Genomic DNA, 23194 nt, shown 5'->3' with positions numbered 1-23194 from the left:
ACCGTGAAATCGCCGTGAATTCGCTGCAAAAAGAGCAATTTGCGGCGCGCGCGGCGTTTTGGGAATTGCTCTACCGCCAAAAGCCCGCTATAATTTAAGGCTGTACAGATTTCAGTATCGCAGACACTAATGTTTTGCCAGCGTCCCTTGGCTTACATGGTTAGGCAGACAGACTGAACAAACACCTGTTTGGCAAACGCTATTGTTTGCAAACGAACTTTGACAACGATTAGGAACTACCATGGCAAATACCGCACAAGCGCGCAAACGCGCTCGTCAAGCAGTCAAGCAAAACGCTCACAACTCGTCGCAGCGTTCGACCCTGCGCACCGCTATCAAGGCAGTGCGTAAAGCGATCCAGGGCGGCGACAAAGCTGCTGCTACCGCAATCTTCCAGGCATCCGTGTCGACCATCGACAGCATCGCCGACAAGAAGATCATCCACAAAAACAAGGCAGCTCGCCATAAGAGCCGTCTGGCCGCTGCCCTGAAAGCACTGGCAGCCTAATTCCGCTGGCGGCGCTTGCGCCGCCGCGTAGTTGAGCAGGATGCAAAAACCCGCATGGCGCAAGCCATAGCGGGTTTTTGTACGTTGCGCGCCCGCAGGCGCGGCGCATTACTTGGATGCGGCCGATGCTGCGGAGGCGGCCGAAGCGGCAGCCGAAGCCGATGCTTTTTTGTGTTTTTTCGCTTTGGGCGCGGAAGCGGAGGCCGATGCAGATGCCGAAGCTGCAGGAGCGGACGCCATGGCCGATGCCGACGCCGAAGCGGGGGCTGCGGGAGCTGCGGCAAAAGCGGATGCGGCGAACAGGGATGCAACCAGAGCGGCGATAAGTTTGGACATGGCGATTTCCTTTAGCGGTTGGTGGAAAACACGGGATTCAAATGAATTTGCTTCACGAATCTGTTTCCTTAACGCATAGAAAAATCGCCAGTTGACATACGGCACATCAAATCGCGCAACTATTTTTGTTGCGCTGCATTAAGAAGGGCGGCTTTTCAGGGTGTGACGCCGGTGCCGCAGGTGCAGCATGGGCAGCCTCAGCGCGGCCGCAGATCCTTGGGCGACACTTCCATCCACTCGCCCGGCATCAGCGGATGGCTGGCCAGCGAGATGCCGCCGATGGCGCTGCGCACCAGGCGCAGCGTGGGGTGGCCGATGGCCGCCGTCATGCGCCGCACCTGGCGGTTCTTGCCTTCCTGCAGGGTGATGGCCAGCCAGGCCGTGGGCGCGTCGGCGCGGCTGCGGATGGGCGGATTGCGCGGCCACAGCCAGCCCGGCTCGGCAATGCGCACCGCCTGGCAGGGCTTGGTGGTGAAGTCGCCCAGGTCGAGCGGCGCCTGCAGGCGCGCCAGCGCGTCCGCGTCCGGCACGCCTTCCACCTGCACCAGGTAGACCTTGGCCTCCTTGCGGTCCGGGTGGGCGATCTCGTGCTGCAGCTTGCCGTCGTCGGTGAGCAGCAGCAGGCCTTCGCTGTCGGCGTCCAGCCGGCCGGCCGGATAAACATTGGGGATCTTGACATGGTCGGCCAGCGTTTCGCGGCCGTCCTGCGGCGAAAACTGGCACAATACCTGGAAGGGCTTATTGAATAAGATGAGCGGCATAGACGAATTGTACCGTGGCGCCCGGCAAAATACTGGTGCATAATGTGAAACACACGTCTTATGTCTTATAGAAGACTCGACCACACCACCCGGAGATCACGATGTTTCAACATATCAAAGTTCCCGCTGACGGCCAGAAGATCACCGTCAACGCCGATTTTTCCCTGAACGTGCCTGACTGCCCCATCATTCCTTACATTGAAGGCGACGGTACCGGCGTGGACATCAGCCCGGTCATGATCAAGGTGGTGGACGCGGCCGTGGCCAAGGCCTACGGCGGCAAGCGCAAGATCAGCTGGATGGAGATCTACGCGGGCGAGAAGTCGACCACCGTGTACGGCCCGGACGTGTGGCTGCCGGAAGAAACGCTGCAGGTGCTGAAGGACTATGTGGTCTCCATCAAGGGCCCGCTGACCACGCCGGTGGGCGGCGGCATCCGCTCGCTCAACGTGGCGCTGCGCCAGGAGCTGGACCTGTACGTCTGCCTGCGCCCGGTGCGCTACTTCAAGGGCGTGCCGTCGCCGGTGCGCGAGCCGGAGAAGACCGACATGGTGATCTTCCGCGAGAACTCGGAAGACATCTACGCCGGTATTGAATACCAGCAGGGTTCGGAAGGCGTGAAAAAGCTGATCGATTTCCTGGTCAAGGAAATGGGCGTGAAGAAGATCCGCTTCCCGGAAACCTCGGGCATCGGCATCAAGCCGGTATCGATCGAGGGCACCGAGCGCCTGGTGCGCAAGGCCATCCAGTACGCCATCGACAATGACAAGCCCTCCGTGACCATAGTCCACAAGGGCAACATCATGAAGTACACCGAAGGCGGCTTCCGCGACTGGGCCTACGCGCTGGCGCAGAAGGAATTCGGCGCCCAGCTGATCGACGGTGGCCCGTGGTGCAAGTTCAAGAATCCGAAGACCGGCCGCGAGATCACCATCAAGGACTCGATCGCCGACGCCTTCCTGCAGCAGATCCTGCTGCGCCCGGCGGAATACAGCGTGATCGCCACGCTGAACCTGAACGGCGACTACATCTCCGACGCGCTGGCCGCGCAAGTGGGCGGCATCGGCATCGCGCCGGGCGCCAACCTGTCGGACTCGGTGGCCATGTTCGAAGCCACCCACGGCACCGCGCCCAAGTACGCCGGCAAGGATTACGTGAACCCGGGTTCGCTGATCCTGTCGGCCGAAATGATGCTGCGCCACATGGGCTGGACCGAAGCGGCCGACCTGATCATCTCGTCCACCGAAAAATCCATCGCCTCGAAGAAAGTCACCTACGACTTCGCGCGCCTGATGGAAGGCGCAACCCAAGTCTCGTGCTCAGGGTTCGGCGATGTGATGATCGATAACATGTAATTTGCAAGCCAGTGCGGCATCGCTGCCACGCTGGTTTGCATGGCCCCGCACTGTTCGCCAGTGCGGGGCCTTTTTCATTGGTGTATGCTGATGCTCTCAGACAACAAAGGAATCCACATGCAGTGTCCATTTTGCGGCGAGGGCGCCCTGGTGCACCAGACCAAGGATATGCCTTACACCTACGAAGGCAAATCGACCGTGATCCCGGCCGTCACGGGGGACTTTTGCGGCGCCTGCGGGGAGTGCGTGTTCACCGACAAGGAAAGCAAGCGCATCGGCGACGCCATGCTGGCTTTCAACCGGCTAGTGAATAGCGGCGCTTAATAAACAGGCAATTTAGTTTCAATTATGTAATTTAAATGTATAATGGGAAAAATCAATTTCCCAAATACAAGGCTCCCATGTTCCGTTCCGTGTTGTTCCTGGCCTTCGCCAGTGCTTTCGCCACCAGCGCCCACGCCAACCTGATACAGAACGGCAGCTTCTCCAACTCCAACGTTGCCTATGGCAGCGCGCTGTACGCCAATGGTTTTACGCAGACTGTGGTATCGGCCCCCGGCTGGACCTTCAGCAACGGCAGCGGCATCATCGACCACGCGTGGGACAGCATGGCGAGCCAGGGCACGGTGGCCTTCCTGCAGAACTATAGCCCTTTGCACTGGGCCGATCCCATCCTGTCGCAAGCGTTCAGTTCGTCCGCCAGCAGCTTCCAGGTGAGCTTCCAGTTGTCGCAGCGCGGCGGCAACTACGAAAGCGTGAACGTCAAGCTGGACGGCAAGGCGCTGGCGCCGACGCTGCAGCCGGTGGGATCGGAATGGACCTCGTACACTTTTAACATTGCAGGCCTGACGGGCGGCACGCACACGCTGAGCTTCAATGGCATCAACCTGTCCAACGCAAGCGATTCGACGCTGTTCATCGACAACGTGAGCGTGCTGGCGACCACCGTGCCGGAACCGGCCAGCGCAGCCTTGCTGCTGACCGGCCTGGGCCTGGCCGGCCTGATCCGCCGCCGCCGTGCAAAGTGAACCCGACTCCAGCCAGCCTGTGCTTGGCGGCGAGGGTGACTGAGGTTATTTGCACTGGAAGCTGAATTTTCCAGTGCGTAACTCGTCTGTCGCCGTGCATAGCTTCGCTGGAGGAGGGACGTCCAGCCTCAGGTAACGCTCAGTACGGGCGTACAAGCAATCCACTTGATACCTGTAGGATGGCGCATCCGCATTGACTGGCCAAGTCTGGTGGATCTTCGCGTTCGATTTGCGCTCATCGGATGGCGCCATGATCGGAAGGCTGCTTGTCGCGTCTGCCGCCTGGCCCGCCGGGAAAGATAGAACGCGAACAGACTCCAGGCGGCTTGCTGGAATTCCCCATTTCGCGGGTGCACTGGCCGGGCAAGAGACCTGTTGCGCAAACCCTTGTTCCGCCGCCGCAGCCATTGCTGCCGTCATAAGCAATCGGCAGGTGATGTTCATTCGATCACCGAATAGAGTTCCGGTCGTTGCGCTACGCCGGCTGCGGGGAGGCCGAGCCGACGCACTGCCCATTTCCGACGACCGTCTTTTGATCGGCATAGGCACGTCAGCAACGCCGCGCCGGGTTGTACGCAGGGCAGGAACGAAAAAAAACCCCACGATTGCGGGGTTTCTCACTTCCGGACAGCTAACGCTTAGGTCGACTGGATGTTGGAAGCTTGCTTGCCTTTAGGGCCTTGGGTGACTTCGAACTGAACTTTTTGACCTTCTTTCAGGGTCTTGAAGCCGTTCATGTTGATCGCGGAGAAGTGTGCGAACAAATCCTCGCCGCCATCATCAGGAGTGATGAAGCCAAAGCCTTTGGAGTCATTGAACCACTTAACGGTACCAGTTGCCATAAAAAAAACTTTCAATAAAAACGAATCACACGAGCCATAAAAGCAAGAAGCTTCCTGCCCCCTCCTCGACGCCTCACTTCTTATCAACATGTACATTTCTGCACAAGTCGATATGGCATTGTTGGCGGAACAATTTTTAATGTCAAGCGCTTTCGGCGCGCTGTTGGTATTTTTCTTGCAACAGCAACATTGCTCAACAAAAAAGCAACTCTTGATTTTTCGGCGGTGGCCGCCATCTGCGCCAAGTCGGGAAAACGCGTAAGATGGAATACATGTGGATTTACCTCCATAAAGCACGTTGCAACAACACCGAAAGCATTAGAATATAAGCGTATGGCAACCAAGCATGACACCGAACAGCTGCTGGAACGGCAGACGCTAAAACCGCCTCCCCTGTACCAGGTGGCGTTGCTGAATGACGACTACACCCCGATGGAATTTGTCGTGGCCGTGATTCAGGAGTACTTCAACAAGGACCGTGAGACGGCCACCCAGATCATGCTCAGCGTGCACCGCTACGGCAAGGGCGTGTGCGGCGTCTTCTCGAAGGATATCGCGAGTACCAAAGTGGAGTTTGTATTAACGCATGCACGCAAGGCAGGCCACCCCCTGCAGTGTGTGATGGAGGAAGTATGATTGCGCAGGAACTGGAAGTAAGTTTGCACATGGCGTTTGTCGAAGCACGGCAGGCACGGCATGAATTCATCACGGTAGAGCATCTGCTGCTGGCGTTGCTGGACAACCCGTCTGCGGCCGAAGTGCTGCGTGCGTGCGCCGTCAACATCGAGGATTTGCGCAAAACCCTGACCAACTTCATCGGCGACAACACGCCGACCGTGCCTGGCACGGGCGAAGTGGATACCCAGCCGACGCTGGGCTTCCAGCGGGTGATCCAGCGCGCCATCATGCACGTGCAGTCCGCTTCCAACGGCAAGAAGGAAGTCACCGGCGCCAACGTGCTGGTGGCCATCTTCGGCGAGAAGGATTCGCACGCGGTCTACTACCTGCATCAGCAGGGCGTGACCCGCCTGGACGTGGTCAACTTCATTTCGCACGGCGTGCGCAAGGACCAGCAGTCGGACGCCGCCAAGGCCTCCGAAGGCGTGGAAGAGGGTGCCCCGGGCGCCGAGGGCCAGCAGAAGGAAAGCCCGCTCGACCAGTTCACGCAGAACCTGAACAAGGCCGCCGCCGACGGCAAGATCGATCCGCTGATCGGCCGCGAAGAGGAAGTGGACCGCGTGATCCAGATCCTGTGCCGCCGCCGCAAGAACAATCCGCTGCTGGTGGGCGAAGCCGGCGTGGGCAAGACCGCCATCGCCGAAGGCCTGGCTTACCGCATCACGCAGAACGACGTGCCGGAAATCCTGCAGAACGCCGTGGTCTACTCGCTGGACATGGGCGCGCTGCTGGCCGGCACCAAGTACCGCGGCGACTTCGAGCAGCGCCTGAAGGCCGTGCTCAAGCAGCTCAAGGATAACCCGAACGGCATCCTGTTCATCGACGAGATCCACACCATCATTGGTGCGGGGTCGGCCTCGGGCGGCACGCTGGACGCGTCCAACCTGCTGAAACCAGCCTTGGCCAACGGCCAGCTGAAATGCGTGGGCGCGACCACCTACACGGAATTCCGTGGCGTGTTCGAGAAGGACCACGCGCTGAGCCGCCGCTTCCAGAAAGTGGACGTGAACGAGCCTACCGTCGAACAGACCGTGCAGATCCTGCGCGGCCTGAAGTCGCGCTTCGAGGAACACCACGGCGTGAAGTACTCCGCGTCCGCGCTGTCCACCGCAGCCGAACTGGCGGCCCGCTTCATCAACGACCGCCACCTGCCGGACAAGGCCATCGACGTGATCGACGAAGCCGGCGCAGCGCAGCGCATCCTGCCGAAGTCCAAGCAGAAGAAAACCATCGGCAAGACCGAGATCGAGGAGATCATCTCCAAGATCGCGCGCATCCCGCCGCAGACCGTCAACCAGGACGACCGCAGCAAGCTGCAAACCATCGACCGCGACCTGCGCAACGTGGTGTTCGGCCAGGATCCTGCCATCGACGCGCTGTCGTCCGCCATCAAGATGGCGCGCGCCGGCCTGGGCAAGACCGACAAGCCGATCGGCTCCTTCCTGTTCTCCGGTCCCACCGGCGTGGGCAAGACCGAGGTGGCCAAGCAGCTCGCCTTCATCCTGGGCATTGAGCTGATCCGCTTCGACATGTCCGAATACATGGAGCGCCACGCCGTGTCGCGCCTGATCGGCGCGCCGCCGGGCTACGTTGGTTTCGACCAGGGCGGCCTGCTGACCGAAGCGATCACCAAGAAGCCGCACGCGGTGCTGCTGCTGGACGAGATCGAGAAAGCGCATCCGGACATCTTCAACATCCTGCTGCAGGTGATGGACCATGGCACGCTGACCGACAACAACGGACGCAAGGCCGACTTCCGCAACGTGATCATCATCATGACCACGAACGCGGGCGCCGAGAGCCTGCAGAAGACGTCGATCGGCTTCACCACCACCAAGCAGGCGGGCGACGAGATGGCCGACATCAAGCGCATGTTCACGCCTGAGTTCCGCAACCGTATCGACGCCACCATCAGCTTCCGCGCGCTGGACGAGGAAATCATCCTGCGCGTGGTGGACAAGTTCCTGATGCAGCTGGAAGAGCAGCTGCACGAGAAGAAAGTGGAAGCCGTGTTCACCGAGGCGCTGCGCAAGTTCCTCGGCAAGAAAGGCTTCGACCCGCTGATGGGCGCGCGCCCTATGTCGCGCCTGATCCAGGACATGATACGCAAGGCGCTGGCCGACGAGCTGCTGTTCGGCCGCCTGGTGTCCGGTGGCCGCGTGACGGTGGATCTGGACGAGAAAGACCAGGTCAAGCTGGAGTTCCCCGAGTCGGACGCGGCGCCCAGCCAGCCGCCCGAAACGGTGGAAGTCGAGTAAAAACCAAACCCGCCTCCGAGGCGGGTTTTTTATTTCGTAGGGCGGGTTAGCGCGAGCGCGTAACCCGCCGCATCAGCGCCGCCAGCGGCCCCGGCTGTTCCAGCGGTATCAAATGCCCCGAGTCCTCAACCACCTCCAGCACCGCACCCGGGATGCCGTCGCGCAGCTCCACCGCCTGGTCCGGCGAACGCAACTGGTCCTGCGCCGCAGCGACCACCAAGGTAGGGCATGCAATCTCCCCCAGCCGTTCCAGATCGCCGCGCTCCAGCAGCGACTGGCGCAAAAACACATCCCGCCCCAGCCGCTCGCCCATGGCGCGCACGCGCGCAATCAGCCCGGCGTTGCCCGCCAGGCCAGGATGCAGCGAAGTGACGATGGCGCCCTTGCTCAGCCCCCTGAACGGCCCCGGCGGCGTCGCCAGTGCCGCCTTCGCGCGCTGCTCACGCGTTGCCTGCGAGTCCGGGCGCGCTGACGTCGCGATCAAGATCAGCGACGCCACGCGCTGCGGCGCCAGCCGCGCCATTTCCCGCGCAATGTAGCCGCCCATGGAGAATCCAGCCAGCACAAAGCGCGGCGGACACGCGTCCAGCACATGGCGCGCCATTTCCTCCACCGTGCCGCCTTCGCGCAGACTGCCGTGGATAATGGGATAGTCCGCGTCCAACAGCGGCAGCACCTCATCCCACAGGGTTTCGTCCAGCATATAGCCGGGTATCAGAACAAGAGGGGTCATAAGTCGGCAAGGGTTCTGAATTGCGCGGCCCGGCGGCGCGAGACTTCCACCGCCGGGCCGTCTTGCAGCGCCAGATCCAGGCCGCCTGCATCGTTGGGCGCCACGCTGCGCACCAGGTCCAGGTTGACGATGTGGCGGCGGCTGGCGCGGAAGAAGCGCTGCGGGTCGAGCTTTTCCTCCAGCTCCTTCAGCGTGCGCAGCATCAGCGGCTGCTGGCTGCCGAAGTACACCCGTGTGTAATTCCCTTCGGACTCGAACAGGCGGATGTCATGCAGGCCGATGAACCAGCAGCGTTCGCCGTCCTTGATGAAGAGTTTTTGCGGCGCTGGGCGGGGCAGGGCGCCAGTGGCAGGCTGGCGCCGCTGCGCCGCGCGGGCCAGTGCCGCAGCCATGCGCACGGGCTGGATCGGCTTCTGCAGATAATCCAGCGCGTTCACTTCAAAAGCCTGCAGCGCGTAGTGGTCAAAGGCGGTGGTGAAGATCACGTCCGGCACGCTGTCGAGCGAGGCCAGCAGATCAAAGCCGCTGCCGCCCGGCATTTGCACGTCGAGCAGCAGCAGGTCCGGCTGCAGGGCGGCGATCTGCGTCAGCGCATCCGCCGCGCTGGCCGCCTCGCCGACGATCTCCATGTCCGGGTGCGCCGCCAGCAGGCGCCGCAGCTCGGCGCGCGCCAGGCGCTCGTCGTCCACCAGCAGCACGCGCATCAGGCAGCCTCCGGCAAGGTCAGCGTGGCGCGCACCCAGCCGCCGGTTTCCGCCAGCTCCAGGCTGGCCTCCGGTCCCACCGCCAGCTTGAGCCGCTTGCGCGCATTGTTCAGTCCCACTTGCGTGGAGCTGCTGAACTGCCGCAGCGCGCCCGTGTTGGCAATCTCGATGCGCACGCCGCCTGCATCGCGCCGCGCGCTGATGGTGATGTCGCTGCCTGTGACGCTGCTCTCCACGCCATATTTCACCGCGTTTTCCACCAGCGTTTGCAGCGCCATCGGCGGCACCTGCACCGTCTCCGTACCCGCCTCGATATGCAGGCTGGCGCGCAGCCGCTCCTCGAAGCGGATCTGCTCGATCGCCAGGTAGGCTTGCACCGCCTCCAGCTCCGCCGCCAGCGGCACCGTGCTGCTCTGTCCGGACTGCAGCGCATAGCGCATCAGGCTCGCCAGCTGGTCTATCATCTGCGCCGCCGCGTCGTGGTCCTCGTAGATCAGGCCGCGCACGCTGTTCAGGCTATTGAAGAAGAAATGCGGATTGACCTGCGCCTGCAAGGCGCGTAGCTCCGCGTCCTTGGCGCTTATCTCCAGCCGCAGCGCCTCCGCTTCGAAGCGCGCCGCGCGGCCGATGGCTTTCACCATCAGATAGAAGCCGGTCCAGCTGGCGAACACCAGCGTCCAGAAGATGAGCGCCATCGGCAGGAAGCCGAAGCTGTCGAACCGCGCGTCCTGCAGCAGCACCAGGCCCAGCACCACGCTGGCGGCCTGCAGCGGCGGCAGCGCCAGTGCCGGCACGGCCCACATCTGCCAGCGCAAGCGCGGCGTGTGCCAGCCCTTGCGCTTGAACAGACTGCGCCATCCATGCGACAGCAGAAGGCCGCTGGCGGCGGTCCACACCGTGGTGAGCGCCACGCCGTCCAGCTGCAGCGCGGAGCGGTACATGGCCAGCATGAACATCAGGATGCCGAACCAGCCGCCTAGCTGCAGTATCCAGTACCAATGCAGGCGGGCGAGCCAGGGGCGGGTGGAATGGTCCATTGCGCTTATTTCAGAAATTGGTCGATGCGAGCATACATCCAATCAGGATCGTCGTACATGATGAAATGGCGCGCCGTGTCGGCCAGTTCGACCTGCACGCCCGGCAGTTGCTGGTACTGGCTTTTGAACATGGCTTCCACCGCGCTGCGTGGCAGGAAGCTCTTGTACGCGGCCCAGCTGCCCAGCACCAGCGTGGGCGCCTGGATGCGCGCCAGTTCCTGCCGCAAGTCTTGCGACAGCATCTGATAAATCGAGGTGGCCATGGTCTTGCGGTCCGACTGCAGGCTCCAGCCGGCCACGCGTTCGGCATCCGCTTCACCGCTGACCAATGTGCCGGCGGTGCGGCGCTGCTGCGCGGCGAAGGAGGCCGGGTCGGTGCCGAGCAGGCGGTCGCGCATCTGCGCCGCCATGGCCTCCAGCTGCTCGGAAGTCACGTTCGGCAGCTGGGTGGCGCCCAGCGCGGGCAGGGCGTCCACCACCACCACGCGGCCCACCTGCGCCGGATGGTCGGCCGCCATCTTCAGCGCCAGGAAGCCCCCCATGCTGTGGCCGATCAGCAGCGGGCGCGCCAGTTTGTTTTCGCTGATGTAGGCGGACAGCTGCTGCTCCACCGCCGGCAGCAGCGGCGCGTCAATGGCGGGCGCGCCCGCGAAGCCGGCCAGCGTCAGCACATGGCACTGGCGGCTGGCGCAGAAGCGCTGCACAGTGCCGTCCCAGACTTCGCCGGGGGAGGCCAGGCCAGGAATCAGGATGACTGGCGCGCCGGCGCCCGTTACCTTGACGTTGAAGGCGGAAGGGGCGGCTGCGGCTGCGCTGAATGCGCCGGCGAGCAGGATGCTGCAGATCAGGCGTTTGAACATGGTGTGGCTCCTGGGGGGGTTGCGATGAAAACCATGCTATCGGTGCGCCGCCTGCCCGGCCACCGCCTTTGGATGAACGGCAAAAATTGAGGATGAACGGCGCCGCAAGCTGGTGTATATTTGCCAACCAGGTATTGCCATGATCCCCTCACCGAGCGAGCCAGATTTGAAACTACCACGCCTGAAGTCCCCCCTTGCCCCGCTGGCCGCCGCCTGCGCCATGCTGATCTCCCAAACCGCCGCCGCGCTGCCGAACACCAGCGACACGCGCATGCTGAGCGAGCCCGCAGTCTCTGCGCGCCACATCGCCTTTATGTACGCGGGCGACCTGTGGCTGGCGAATCTGGACGGCAGCGCGCCGCGCCGCATGACTTCGGACCTGGGCGAGAAATCCAACCCGGTGTTTTCGCCGGACGGCAAACTGGTGGCTTACACCGCACAGCTGGACGGCAATGCGGACGTGTATGTGCTGCCGGTGGAAGGCGGCGTGCCCAAGCGTTTGACCTACCATCCCGGCCAGGACATCGTGCAAGGCTTTGCGCCCGACGGCAAATCGGTGCTGTTCACGTCGCCGCGCGCGGCCTTCAACAACCGCTTCCGCAAATTGTTCACCGTGCCTGTGACCGGCGGCGTGGAGACCGAACTGGAAATTCCGAACGCGGCGCGCGCCGCCTACTCGCCGGATGGCAAGCGCGTGGCATACAACCCATTCTCTCCAGCCTTCCTGCAATGGAAACGCTATCGCGGCGGCACCAACTCCGTCCTGTGGCTGTACAGCTTCGGCGACAAGTCGGTGGAGAAAATCCCGCAGCCTGCCACGCACGCCAACGACGTGGACCCGGTCTGGATAGGCGACACCGTCTACTTCCGCTCGGACCGCAGCGGCGAATTCAACCTGCACGCCTACGACCTGAAAACCAAGGCCGTGCGCCAGATCACCAACCACCGCGACTTCCCGGTGCTGAATATCTCCGCGTCGGGCAACACGCTGGTGTACGAGCAGGCCGGCTATCTGCACACGCTGGGCCTCGGCAACCAGGCCAATGCGCAAGCCCGCAAGCTCACCGTGGGTGTGAGCACGGACCTGGGCCTGACTCGCGAGCGCTGGGTGCGCGGCGCGCGCTACATCCGCAACGCGTCCATTTCGCCGTCCGGCGCGCGCGTGGCCTACGAGTTCCGGGGCGAGATCGTCACCATCCCCGCCGACAAGGGCGATGTGCGCAACCTCACGCAGACCTCTTCCGCGCACGAGCGCAACCCGGCCTGGTCGCCGGACGGCCGCTCGGTGGCCTATATTTCGGACGAATCCGGCGAATACGAACTGCACATCCGCGCCCAGGACGGCAAAGGCGCGCCCAAGAAACTCAAGCTCACCGGCGCAGGCTACTACGACAACCTGGTATGGTCGCCCGACTGCAAGAAGATCGCCTACACCGACAACGCCTGGACCCTGTACGTGCTGGACATCGCCACCGGCACGACGAAGAAGGTGGCCTCCGAGCCGCTGTATGGCGTGAACAAAACGCTGCGCGCCGCGTGGGCGCCGGACTCGCGCTGGATCGCCTACGCGCTCAATTCGATGAGCTACACGCGCAGCGTCTACATCTACTCGCTGGAGCAGAACAAATCGCATGCGGTGACGGATGGCCTGTCGGACGTGGCCAATCCCGTGTTCGACAAGAGCGGCAAGTATCTGTACTTCTTCGCCTCCACCAACGCCGGCCCGAGCAACAACTGGTTCTCGCAGCAGAACGAGGACAACCAGGTCACGCGCACCATCTGGATGGCGGTGCTGCGGCGCGACCTGCCTTCGCCGCTGATCAAGGAAAGCGACGAGGAGAAGGGCGCACCGGCTGCGAAAGAACCGGAGAAGAAGGACGCCGCCAAGACCGCCAAGGCCGAACCCGAGGCGGCCGAAGCAGCCAAGGCCGATCCCAAGATCGACCCCAAGACCGGCCGCGACGACCCGAATGTGGCGCTGGCCGTGGTCGCTCCCATCAGCATAGACTTCGACGGCATCGACACCCGCATCATCGACCTGCCCGTCCCCGCTGCGAAAATCTCCGACCTGGATGTGGGCGCCGCCGGGCAGATCTTCTTCGTGCGCGACGCGGACGGCAAGAAGGCCATTCAGCGTTTCGACCTGAAGGACAGGAAAACCGAGACCCTGGTGGCGGAATCGGACGGCTACGACATTTCCGCCGACGGCAAGAAGCTGCTCTACGTGTTCAAGGACAACTGGGCCATGGGTTCGGCCACCGGCAAGCTGCTGCCGCCGGGCGAAGGCCGCATCAAGGTCGACAGCATCGAAGTGAAAGCCGAGCCGCGCGCCGAGTGGACGCAAATCTTCAACGAAGCCTGGCGCATCAACCGCGACTTCTTCTACGACCCCGGCATGCACGGCGTGGACTGGAACAAGATGCGCGCCAAATACGCCGCTTTCCTGCCCGACTTGTCCAGCCGCGCTGACCTGAACCGGCTGATACAGTGGATGTGCAGCGAACTGGCGGTGGGCCACCATCGCGGCGGCGGGGGCGACAACTTTATCGAAAGCCGCGCCGTGCCGGGCGGCCTGCTGGGCGCGGACTACGAGATCGCCAATGGCCATTACCGCTTCAAGAAAGTGTACGGTGGCCTGAACTGGAATCCCTCGCTGCGCGCGCCGCTTACCGAACCGGGCCTGAACGTGAAGGCGGGAGAGTACCTGCTGGCGGTGGAAAGCCGTCCGCTGCTGCCGCCCACCAATCTGTACAGCGCGTTTGAAAACACCGCCAACAAGGCCATCGACATTACCGTCGGTCCCAACGCGGACGGCAGCAAGTCGCGCACCATCACCGTGGTTCCCGTGCCCAGCGAGGACGCGCTGCGCAACCGCGACTGGGTGGAGGGGAATATCCGCAAAGTCAACGCCGCCACCAACGGCCGCGTGGCCTATGTCTACGTGCCCAACACGGCGGGCCTGGGCCACACCTACTTCAAGCGCTACTTCTTCCCGCAGGCCGACAAGGATGCCGTCATCATCGACGAGCGCTTCAACGGCGGCGGCAGCGTGGCGGACTACTACATCGAGATCCTGCAGAAAAAAGAGATCGCCTGGTGGACCATGCGCTACGGCGCGGACATGAAGACGCCGTCCGCCTCCATCCAGGGCCCGCGCGCCATGCTGATCGACGAGACGGCCGGTTCCGGCGGCGACCTGCTGCCGTGGATGTTCCGCAAAAACCAAATGGGGCCGCTGATCGGCAAGCGCACCTGGGGCGGCCTGGTGGGCATCCTCGGCTTCCCGGTGCTGATGGACGGCGGCACGATCACGGCGCCCAACCTGGCGTTCTGGACGCGCGACGGCGGCTGGGGCGTGGAGAACGAGGGCGTGGCGCCGGACATCGAAGTGGAGCAGACGCCGGCCGAAGTGATCGCGGGCCGCGACCCGCAGCTGGAGAAGGCGATCGAGGTGATCAAGGCGGAACTGGCGAAGAATCCGCCGGTGCGGCCTGTGCGTCCGGCCTTCCCGGACAAGAGCAAGTAATCAGCCGGTGCGGCCGAGTTTGCGCCGCATCAGCTGCGGGTAGCCGAACCACATGGTAATCAGCAGCGCAAAGGCGCCGCCCCCGCCGCATGCGGCGAGGGTGGTGTCGCCTGTCACCATTTGCAGCACCACGAACACGTCGAGCGAGATGGCTGCCGCCAAGGGCGCCAGCGCATAGCAGATGCAGCGCGACGACAGTGCGATGGCGCGCTGCGAAATATGGAAAGGTTCGGCCTGGCGATGGTAGGCGGCCGGCATCATGACGAGGGCGATCGCCACCACCACCAGCGCCAGTGCGGCGACGTGGCAGTCCTGCACCAGCATGGGCAGCTGCTTGAACGGCTCGTTGAAGACGGCGATGGTCTGGAAGCCGAACAGGGCCTGCACGCCGGGCAGCACCATGCGCGCCTCCTCGATCACCCGGCCCATTTGCTCTTTCAGCGACTCCTTTTCCACCTGATCCATAGCGCTCCCCCGATCAGCCGATTGTAGCGGTGGCGCTGGGCAGGGGGCGCGCAGTTTGGCGGGTTACGCGCTTTGCGCTAACCCGCCCTACGCAGCGACGAATCTCGCGTCCATCGTAGGGCGGGTTAGCGGAGCGTAACCCGCCGGACAAGCGTGCTAACCACCCTGTTCGCCGCGCAAGCGGCGCCACAGCGTGGTGCGGCTGATGCCCAGGTAATCCGCAGCGGCGTCGCGGCGGCCGCCGAAGCGCGCCAGCACGGCGCTGGCGCTTTCCCGGCCGCTGGCGCCGTCCTGCGCGGCGGCCGCCATCGATGCGGCAGGCAGCGTTCCCTGCACTGCAACCATGCTGGCGCTGCTTTGCAGCTCCGGCGCCACGCCAAGCACAAAGCCCGGCGTGAGCGCCTGCAGCGGCTCGGCTGCCAGGAACAGCGCCAGCCGCTCGGTCAGGTTGCGCAGCTCGCGCACATTGCCGGGCCAGCCGTAGCCCAGCAGTAGCGGGGCGCAGGCGTTGATCTCGGCATGCAGGTTGGGGTGCGGCCGCGCGCCCAGCGCCGCCAGCGCATTCTTCAGCGACCACTCGGCCAGCGGCACGATATCCTCGCGCCGCTCGCGCAGCGGCGGCAGCGCCAGGCGCAGCACCGCCAGCCGGTAGAACAGGTCGGCCCGGAAGCGTCCCTCGCGCACGCGCTGCTCCAGGTCGCAGTGCGTGGCGCTGATGATGCGCACATTGATGGCGACCGGCCGCGTGCCGCCCACCCGCACCACTTCCCGTTCCTCCAGCACCCGCAGCAAGCGCGTTTGCAGCGCCAGGGGCATTTCGCCTATCTCGTCCAGGAACAGCGTGCCACGGTTGGCCGCTTCGAACAGGCCGGCGTGCCCCCCGCGCCGCGCGCCGGTGAACGCGCCTTCCTCGTGTCCGAACAGCTCGGACTCGAGCAGCGATTCGGCGATGGCGCCGCAGTTGACCGCCACAAATGGCCGGCTGGCGCCCAGGCTGCGCGGCGCCTCGCGGTGGATTGCCTGCGCCACCAGCTCCTTGCCGCAGCCGGTCTCGCCCTGGATCAGCACCGTGGCTGGCGACTTCGCGTACAGCACCACGGCCTGCCGCATCTTCTCCATGGCGGCCGAATCGCCGCGCAAATCGTTCAGGCCGTGCCGCGCGCGCAGCGTGTCCGCCACCACGCCCAGGCGGCTGCGCGCGCGGTTCGATTCGAGCTGGGTCAGGCGCGCCATCTCCAGCGCGTCGTCGAAGGCGCGCCGTATCGATGCGGCGGAGTAGACGAACACCGCCGTCAGCCCGGCTTCTTCGGCCAGGTCGGTAATCAGCCCGGCGCCGACGATGGCGCGCACGCCGGAGGCTTTCAGCTCGTTGATCTGCGCCCGCGCGTCCTCCTCGGTGGCGTAGGTGCGCTGCTCCACGCCGAAGCCGAAGGTGGCGGCGAATTCGGACAGCTCGGGCATCTTCTCCTGGTAGGTGACGACGGCGATGCGCTCGGACACGCGCCGCGCCCGCGCCAGCGCCTGCATCACGTCGAAGCCGCTCGCCTTGGCGATCACCACCGGCACCGACAGGCGGCCCTTCAGATAGGCAGCGTTGGAGCCGGCCGCGATCACCGCGTCGCAGCGCTCGGTGGCCATGCGCTCGCGGATGTGGCGCGCCGCCTCGTCGAAGCCCAGGTTGATCGGCTCGATGGTGGCCAGGTTGTCGTATTCGAGCGTGATGTCGCGGAAGAGTTCGGACAGGCGCGATACGGCCACCGTCCAGATGACGGGTTTGTCGGCCGGGTCGAAGGGGGGCGGGGCGGATGGGCGCATGTTTCAATTATAGGCCACGTTTCGCAACTTAATGTTTCAGTGTTTCAAAATGAAACGCGCGAACAGCAGCACCATAGTGCCAAGTGCTTGATTTTGCTATGTTTCACCGGCTGGCACGGCGCTTGCAATAGTGGCTGCAACCTAACTTGAAAGGGCATCACATGAGCCAATACTCCGCAGGCGCCGCGTTCCGCAAAGCCGTCCAGGAAGAATCCCCGCTGCAGGTCGTCGGCGCCATCAACGCCAACCACGCCCTGCTGGCGAAGCGCGCCGGATTCAAGGCCATCTACCTGTCCGGCGGCGGCGTCGCGGCCGGCTCGCTGGGCCTGCCCGACCTGGGCATCTCCAGCCTGGACGACGTGCTGACCGACGTGCGCCGCATTACCGACGTGTGCGACCTGCCGCTGCTGGTGGACGTGGACACCGGCTTCGGCGCCTCCGCCTTCAACGTGGCGCGCACCGTCAAGTCCATGATCAAGTTCGGCGCCGCCGCCATGCACATCGAAGACCAGGTGGGCGCCAAGCGCTGCGGCCATCGTCCGGGCAAGGAGATCGTCACCAAGGCTGAAATGGTGGACCGCATCAAGGCCGCGGTGGACGCCCGTACCGACGAAAACTTCGTCATCATGGCGCGCACCGACGCGCTGGCCGTGGAAGGGCTGGACGCCGCCATCGAACGCGCCGTGGCCTGCGTGGAAGCCGGCGCCGACATGATCTTCCCGGAAGCGATGATCTCGCTGGACATGTACAAGCAGTTCGCCAAGGCGGTGGGCGTGCCCATCCTGGCCAATATCACCGAATTCGGTTCCACCCCGCTGTTCACCGTGGACGAGCTGCGCACCGCCGACGTGGGCCTGGTGCTGTATCCGCTGTCCGCTTTCCGCGCCATGAACAAGGCCGCTGAAAACGTCTACGGCGCCATCCGCCGCGACGGCACGCAGCAGAACGTGCTCGACACCATGCAGACCCGCGCCGAACTGTACGACCGCATCAACTACCACGACTTCGAGCAGAAGCTCGACGCGCTGTTCGCCGCGCAAAAGAAATAATCCGCGTCCGGCGGGTTACGGCGCGCTGCGCCTAACCCGCCCTACGTCATCAGCGCAAATTATCGTAGGGCGGGTTAGGCCGCAGGCCGTAACCCGCCAAGCATTCAAGGAGACCCCAAAATGACCGAACAAGCCCCAACCTTCAAGCCCAAGAAATCCGTCGCCCTGTCCGGCGTCACCGCCGGCAATACCGCACTGTGCTCCGTCGGCAAGACCGGCAACGACCTGCACTACCGCGGCTACGACATCCTGGACGTGGCCACCACCAGCGAGTTCGAAGAAATCGCCTTCCTGCTGGTGCACGGCAAGCTGCCGACCCAGTCGGAACTGAACGCCTACAAGACCAAGCTGAAATCGCTGCGCGGCCTGCCGCAAGCCGTGAAGTCGGCGCTGGAAGCGCTGCCCGCGTCGGCCCACCCGATGGACGTGATGCGCACCGGCGTATCCGTGCTGGGCTGCGTGCTGCCGGAGAAGGACGACCACAATGTGCCGGGCGCGCGCGACATCGCCGACCGCCTGATGGCTTCCTTCGGCTCCATGCTGCTGTACTGGTACCACTACAGCCATAACGGCAAGCGCATTGAAGTGGAAACCGACGACGACTCCATCGGCGGCCACTTCCTGCACCTGCTGCATGGCGAGAAGCCTTGCGAATCGTGGGTGAAAGCCATGCACGTGTCGCTGATCCTGTATGCGGAGCACGAGTTCAATGCATCGACCTTCACCAGCCGCGTCATCGCCGGCACGGGTTCGGACATCCATTCCGCCATCACCGGCGCCATCGGCGCGTTGCGCGGCCCGAAACACGGCGGCGCCAACGAATTCGCCTTCGAGATCCAGAAGCGCTACGAGAACGCCGACGAAGCTGAAGCGGACATCCGCAAGCGCGTGGAAAACAAGGAAGTGGTGATCGGCTTCGGCCATCCTGTGTACACTATCTCCGACCCTCGCAACGTGGTCATCAAGGAAGTGGCGCGCAAGCTGTCCGAGGAAGCCGGTTCCACCAAGATGTTCGACATCGCCGAGCGCCTGGAATCGGTCATGTGGGAAATCAAGAAGATGTTCCCCAACCTGGACTGGTTCTCGGCCGTGTCCTACCACATGATGGGCGTGCCGACCGCCATGTTCACGCCGCTGTTCGTCATCTCGCGCACCTCCGGCTGGGCTGCCCACATTATCGAACAGCGCATCGACAACAAGATCATCCGCCCGAGCGCAAATTACGTCGGCCCGGACGACCTGAAGTTCATGCCGATCAAGGACCGCAAATAATGAATACGCTACACCGCAAAGCCCTTCCGGGCACCAAGCTCGATTTCTTCGACGCGCGCGCCGCAGTCGACGCGATCCAGCCGGGCGCATACGACAAGCTGCCCTACACCTCGCGCGTGCTGGCCGAAAACCTGGTGCGCCGCTGCGAGCCCGCCACGCTGAACGCCTCGCTGTCCCAGCTCATCGAGCGCAAGCGCGACCTGGACTTCCCATGGTTCCCTGCGCGCGTGGTCTGCCACGACATCCTGGGCCAGACCGCGCTGGTGGACCTGGCCGGCCTGCGCGACGCCATCGCCCTGCAAGGCGGCGACCCTGCGCTGGTCAATCCCGTGGTGCCGACCCAACTGGTGGTGGACCACTCGCTGGCGGTGGAATGCGGCGGCTTTGATCCGGACGCCTTCGACAAGAACCGCGCCATTGAAGACCGCCGCAACGAAGACCGCTTCGACTTCATCAACTGGACCAAGAAGGCGTTCAAGAACGTCGACGTGATCCCGCCGGGTAACGGCATCCTGCACCAGATCAACCTTGAGCGCATGTCGCCGGTGGTGCAGGTGCAGAACGGCGTGGCCTATCCGGATACGCTGGTGGGCACCGACTCGCACACGCCGATGGTGGACGCGCTGGGCGTGATCGCCATCGGCGTGGGCGGCCTGGAAGCGGAAAGCGTGATGCTGGGCCGCGCATCGTGGATGCGTTTGCCGGACATTATCGGCGTGGAGCTGACCGGCAAGCCGCAGCCCGGCATCACCGCCACCGACACGGTGCTGGCGCTGACCGAATTCCTGCGCAAGGAAAAAGTGGTGTCGTCCTACCTGGAGTTCTTCGGCGAGGGCGCTTCGCACCTCACGCTGGGCGACCGCGCCACCATCTCCAACATGGCGCCGGAATTCGGCTCCACCGCCGCCATGTTCTACATCGACGAGCAGACCATCAAGTACCTCAAGCTCACCGGCCGCGACGCCGCGCTGGTGGACCTGGTGGAGGTATATGCCAAGGAAACCGGCCTGTGGGCAGATGAGCTGAAGCACGCCGAATATGAACGCGTGATCCGCTTCGACCTCTCGACCGTGGTGCGCAACATTGCCGGCCCGTCCAATCCGCACAAGCGCGTGCCGACCTCCGAGCTGGCCGCGCGCGGCATCTCGGGCGTGGTGGAAAACGAACCTGGCCTGATGCCCGACGGCGCCGTCATCATCGCCGCCATCACCAGCTGCACCAACACCAACAACCCGCGCAATATGATCGCCGCCGGCCTGCTGGCGCGCAACGCAAACAAGCTGGGGCTGACCCGCAAGCCGTGGGTGAAAAGCTCGCTGGCGCCAGGCTCCAAGGCCGTGACCCTGTACCTGGAAGAAGCGCACCTGATGCCCGAGCTGGAGCAGCTGGGCTTCGGCGTGGTGGCTTACGCCTGCACCACGTGCAACGGCATGTCCGGCGCGCTGGACCCGGTGATCCAGAAGGAAGTGATCGACCGCGACCTGTACGCCACCGCCGTCCTGTCCGGCAACCGCAACTTCGACGGCCGCATCCACCCTTACGCCAAGCAGGCCTTCCTGGCCTCGCCTCCGCTGGTGGTGGCCTACGCCATCGCGGGCACCATCCGTTTCGATATCGAGAAGGACGTGCTGGGCGTGAGCGCGGACGGCAAGGAGATCCGCCTGGCCGACATCTGGCCTAGCGACGAGGATATCGACGCGCTGGTTGCTGCCAGCGTGAAGCCGGAGCACTTCCACAAGGTCTACATTCCCATGTTCGCCAAGCAGGAAGACGACGGCATCAAAGTGAGCCCGCTTTACGACTGGCGCCCGCAGACCACCTACATCCGCCGTCCGCCGTACTGGGAAGGCGCGCTGGCCGGCGCGCGCACGCTGTCGGGCATGCGTCCGCTGGCCGTCCTGGGCGACAACATCACCACCGACCACCTGTCGCCATCGAACGCCATCATGATGGACAGCGCGGCCGGCGAGTACCTGCACAAAATGGGCTTGCCGGAGGAGGACTTCAACTCCTACGCCACCCACCGCGGCGACCACCTGACCGCGCAGCGCGCCACCTTCGCCAACCCCACGCTGAAGAACGAGATGGTGCTGGAAGACGGCAAGGTGAAAGCCGGTTCGCTGGCGCGTGTTGAGCCGGAAGGCAAGGTCACGCGCATGTGGGAAGCCATCGAGACCTATATGGAGCGCAAGCAGCCGCTGATCATCATCGCCGGTGCGGACTACGGCCAGGGTTCCTCGCGCGACTGGGCCGCCAAGGGCGTGCGCCTGGCCGGCGTGGAAGCCATCGCGGCCGAAGGCTTCGAGCGCATCCACCGCACCAACCTGGTGGGCATGGGCGTGCTGCCGCTGGAGTTCATGCCGGGCGTGAACCGCCTGACCCTGGGCATAGACGGCACCGAGACCTACGACGTGCTAGGCGAGCGCACCCCGCGCGCCACGCTGACGCTGGTGATCACGCGCAGGAACGGCGAGCAGCTCAACGTTCCCGTCATCTGCCGCCTGGACACCGCCGAGGAAGTTTCGATCTACGAAGCGGGCGGCGTGCTGCAGCGCTTCGCGCAGGACTTCCTCGAATCCGCAAAGGCCGCATAAGTGCTGGCGGGTTAAGCGCTTCGCGCTAACCCGCCCTACGAAATCCCGGAGGCGTTCCGGTATCACGTAGGGCGGGTTAGGCCGAAGGCCGTAAGCCGCCATTTCACCAGGACCAAAAAATATGGCACACCAAACTCAAATCAAAATCCCCGCCACCTATATGCGCGGCGGCACCAGCAAGGGCGTGTTCTTCCGGCTGCAGGACTTGCCGGCGGCCGCGCAAGTGCCGGGCAAGGCGCGCGACGCCTTGCTGCTGCGCGTGATCGGCAGCCCGGACCCTTACGGCAAGCAGATCGACGGCATGGGCGGCGCCACCTCCAGCACCAGCAAGACGGTCATCCTGTCCAAGTCCGCCAGGGCGGAGCATGACGTGGACTACCTCTTCGGCCAGGTCGCTATCGACAAGGCCTTCGTGGACTGGAGCGGCAACTGCGGCAACCTGTCCGCCGCCGTTGGCGCTTTCGCCATCAGCGGCGGCCTGGTGGACGCGGACCGCGTGCCGCGCGACGGCGTGGCCGTGGTGCGCATCTGGCAGGCCAACATCGCCAAGACCATCATCGCCCACATCCCCATGTCCAATGGCGAAGTGCAGGAAACCGGCGACTTCGAACTGGACGGCGTGACCTTCCCGGCCGCCGAAGTGCAGCTCGAATTCATGGACCCGGCGGCGGACGAGGAGGGCGCCGGAGGCTCGATGTTCCCGACCGGGAACCTGGTCGACGAGCTGGAGGTGCCCGGCGTGGGCACCTTCAAGGCCACGATGATCAACGCCGGCATTCCCACCATCTTCGTCAACGCGGAAGACATCGGCTACACCGGCACCGAGCTGCAGGACGCCATCAATGGCGACGCCAAGGCGCTGGCCCGCTTTGAAACCATACGCGCGCACGGCGCGCTGCGCATGGGCCTGATCAAGCATATCGACGAAGCGGCGCAGCGGCAGCACACCCCCAAGGTGGCCTTCGTGGCGCCGCCGGCCGGCTACACCTCGTCCAGCGGCAAGCAGGTCGCGGCGGGCGACATCGACCTGCTGGTGCGCGCGCTCTCGATGGGCAAGCTGCACCACGCCATGATGGGCACCGCTGCGGTGGCCATCGGCACGGCGGCGGCGGTGCCGGGCACGCTGGTCAACCTGGCCGCCGGCGGCGGAGCACGCAGCGCGGTGCGCTTCGGCCATCCGTCCGGCACGCTGCGGGTGGGTGCCGAGGCGGCCCGGGTGGACGGCGAATGGAGCGTCACCAAGGCCATCATGAGCCGCAGCGCGCGGGTGCTGATGGAGGGCTGGGTCCGGGTGCCGGGCGACGCTTTCTAGCCTGTCACTGTCCTTGCTTTGTTGTAACTATGCCCGCTATACGCGGGCATAGCCGCTTTTA

Annotated in this window: 21 protein-coding genes; 12 read left to right on the top strand and 9 right to left on the bottom strand. The window is 64.1% G+C overall.

Going from position 1 to position 23194, the window contains the following annotated elements; genetic code table 11:
* Positions 1 to 241 precede the first annotated feature (241 nt).
* Both rpsT and KT882_RS23960 read left to right on the top strand, forming a co-directional pair.
* Positions 242 to 508: a 30S ribosomal protein S20 gene (gene rpsT / locus KT882_RS23965; protein ID WP_161074877.1), complete on the top strand. Its 267-nt coding sequence runs from the start codon at positions 242 to 244 to the stop codon at positions 506 to 508.
* A 112-nt stretch (positions 509 to 620) separates the two neighbouring features.
* Positions 621 to 923, top strand: a complete 303-nt coding sequence (locus KT882_RS23960) for a hypothetical protein (RefSeq protein WP_228893491.1) — start codon at positions 621 to 623, stop codon at positions 921 to 923.
* Between the two features lie 118 nt (positions 924 to 1041).
* Here the strand turns inward: KT882_RS23960 and KT882_RS23955 are convergent, their stop codons facing one another.
* Entirely contained in the window at positions 1042 to 1605 is a 564-nt protein-coding gene (locus KT882_RS23955; RefSeq protein ID WP_161074879.1) for a pseudouridine synthase, read from the bottom strand.
* 101 nt (positions 1606 to 1706) lie between these two features.
* Here KT882_RS23955 and icd point away from each other — a divergent pair, with 101 nt between their 5' ends.
* The 3 genes from icd (at position 1707) to KT882_RS23940 (ending at position 3988) form a co-directional block, all read left to right on the top strand.
* Positions 1707 to 2960, top strand: a complete 1254-nt coding sequence (icd, locus tag KT882_RS23950) for an NADP-dependent isocitrate dehydrogenase (RefSeq protein ID WP_161074880.1) — start codon at positions 1707 to 1709, stop codon at positions 2958 to 2960.
* A gap of 117 nt (positions 2961 to 3077) precedes the next feature.
* Positions 3078 to 3284, top strand: a complete 207-nt coding sequence (locus tag KT882_RS23945) for a type II toxin-antitoxin system MqsA family antitoxin (protein WP_161074881.1) — start codon at positions 3078 to 3080, stop codon at positions 3282 to 3284.
* Positions 3285 to 3361: 77 nt separating this feature from the next.
* Positions 3362 to 3988: a PEP-CTERM sorting domain-containing protein gene (locus KT882_RS23940; protein WP_228893490.1), complete on the top strand. Its 627-nt coding sequence runs from the start codon at positions 3362 to 3364 to the stop codon at positions 3986 to 3988.
* A 45-nt stretch (positions 3989 to 4033) separates the two neighbouring features.
* Here KT882_RS23940 and KT882_RS30945 read toward each other — a convergent pair whose 3' ends face one another.
* Together KT882_RS30945 and cspE are read right to left on the bottom strand one after the other, a co-directional pair.
* Positions 4034 to 4432: an STY0301 family protein gene (locus KT882_RS30945; protein WP_407682023.1), complete on the bottom strand. Its 399-nt coding sequence runs from the start codon at positions 4430 to 4432 to the stop codon at positions 4034 to 4036.
* 194 nt (positions 4433 to 4626) lie between these two features.
* Positions 4627 to 4830 carry a transcription antiterminator/RNA stability regulator CspE gene (gene cspE / locus KT882_RS23935; RefSeq protein WP_019921881.1) on the bottom strand — a complete coding sequence of 68 codons (204 nt, stop codon included), beginning with the start codon at positions 4828 to 4830 and terminating at the stop codon, positions 4627 to 4629.
* Between the two features lie 333 nt (positions 4831 to 5163).
* Here cspE and clpS point away from each other — a divergent pair, with 333 nt between their 5' ends.
* Positions 5164 to 5466, top strand: coding sequence for an ATP-dependent Clp protease adapter ClpS (gene clpS / locus KT882_RS23930; RefSeq protein ID WP_161074917.1), 303 nt, complete (start codon positions 5164 to 5166; stop codon positions 5464 to 5466).
* Positions 5463 to 7766, top strand: a complete 2304-nt coding sequence (gene clpA / locus KT882_RS23925) for an ATP-dependent Clp protease ATP-binding subunit ClpA (RefSeq protein ID WP_161074883.1) — start codon at positions 5463 to 5465, stop codon at positions 7764 to 7766. Before clpS ends, clpA begins: the two co-directional genes overlap by 4 nt.
* 46 nt (positions 7767 to 7812) lie before the next feature.
* Here the strand turns inward: clpA and KT882_RS23920 are convergent, their stop codons facing one another.
* The 4 genes from KT882_RS23920 to KT882_RS23905 are packed head-to-tail and all read right to left on the bottom strand — an operon-like array spanning position 7813 to position 11100.
* On the bottom strand, positions 7813 to 8499 hold the full coding sequence (locus KT882_RS23920) for an alpha/beta fold hydrolase (protein WP_228893489.1): 687 nt from the start codon (positions 8497 to 8499) through the stop codon (positions 7813 to 7815).
* On the bottom strand, positions 8496 to 9203 hold the full coding sequence (locus KT882_RS23915) for a LytR/AlgR family response regulator transcription factor (protein ID WP_161074885.1): 708 nt from the start codon (positions 9201 to 9203) through the stop codon (positions 8496 to 8498). Before KT882_RS23915 ends, KT882_RS23920 begins: the two co-directional genes overlap by 4 nt.
* Positions 9203 to 10240 carry a sensor histidine kinase gene (locus tag KT882_RS23910; RefSeq protein WP_161074886.1) on the bottom strand — a complete coding sequence of 346 codons (1038 nt, stop codon included), beginning with the start codon at positions 10238 to 10240 and terminating at the stop codon, positions 9203 to 9205. Before KT882_RS23910 ends, KT882_RS23915 begins: the two co-directional genes overlap by 1 nt.
* A gap of 5 nt (positions 10241 to 10245) precedes the next feature.
* Positions 10246 to 11100 carry an alpha/beta fold hydrolase gene (locus KT882_RS23905; RefSeq protein ID WP_161074887.1) on the bottom strand — a complete coding sequence of 285 codons (855 nt, stop codon included), beginning with the start codon at positions 11098 to 11100 and terminating at the stop codon, positions 10246 to 10248.
* Positions 11101 to 11266: 166 nt separating this feature from the next.
* Here KT882_RS23905 and KT882_RS23900 point away from each other — a divergent pair, with 166 nt between their 5' ends.
* A complete protein-coding gene (locus KT882_RS23900; protein ID WP_228893488.1) occupies positions 11267 to 14626 on the top strand; it encodes a S41 family peptidase in 3360 nt (1119 codons plus the stop codon).
* Here the strand turns inward: KT882_RS23900 and KT882_RS23895 are convergent, their stop codons facing one another.
* Positions 14627 to 15091: a DUF6328 family protein gene (locus KT882_RS23895; RefSeq protein WP_228893487.1), complete on the bottom strand. Its 465-nt coding sequence runs from the start codon at positions 15089 to 15091 to the stop codon at positions 14627 to 14629.
* 156 nt (positions 15092 to 15247) lie between these two features.
* A complete protein-coding gene (gene prpR, locus KT882_RS23890) occupies positions 15248 to 16906 on the bottom strand; it encodes a propionate catabolism operon regulatory protein PrpR (RefSeq protein ID WP_161074888.1) in 1659 nt (552 codons plus the stop codon).
* Between the two features lie 161 nt (positions 16907 to 17067).
* Here prpR and prpB point away from each other — a divergent pair, with 161 nt between their 5' ends.
* From prpB to prpF, 4 genes are all read left to right on the top strand, one after another.
* A complete protein-coding gene (gene prpB / locus KT882_RS23885) occupies positions 17068 to 17955 on the top strand; it encodes a methylisocitrate lyase (RefSeq protein ID WP_228893486.1) in 888 nt (295 codons plus the stop codon).
* Between the two features lie 120 nt (positions 17956 to 18075).
* Entirely contained in the window at positions 18076 to 19227 is a 1152-nt protein-coding gene (prpC, locus tag KT882_RS23880; RefSeq protein WP_161074890.1) for a bifunctional 2-methylcitrate synthase/citrate synthase, read from the top strand.
* Complete coding sequence (gene acnD, locus KT882_RS23875; protein WP_161074891.1) at positions 19227 to 21821, top strand: Fe/S-dependent 2-methylisocitrate dehydratase AcnD; 2595 nt, start codon at positions 19227 to 19229, stop codon at positions 21819 to 21821. Before prpC ends, acnD begins: the two co-directional genes overlap by 1 nt.
* A gap of 121 nt (positions 21822 to 21942) precedes the next feature.
* Entirely contained in the window at positions 21943 to 23133 is a 1191-nt protein-coding gene (gene prpF / locus KT882_RS23870; RefSeq protein ID WP_228893485.1) for a 2-methylaconitate cis-trans isomerase PrpF, read from the top strand.
* Positions 23134 to 23194 lie beyond the last annotated feature (61 nt).

Source organism: Pseudoduganella aquatica, assembly GCF_020865585.1.
GTDB classification, from domain to species: Bacteria; Pseudomonadota; Gammaproteobacteria; order Burkholderiales; family Burkholderiaceae_D; genus Rugamonas; species Rugamonas aquatica_A.
Note: the sequence above shows the minus strand (reverse complement) of the source record. Positions and strands in the feature narration are given on the sequence as shown.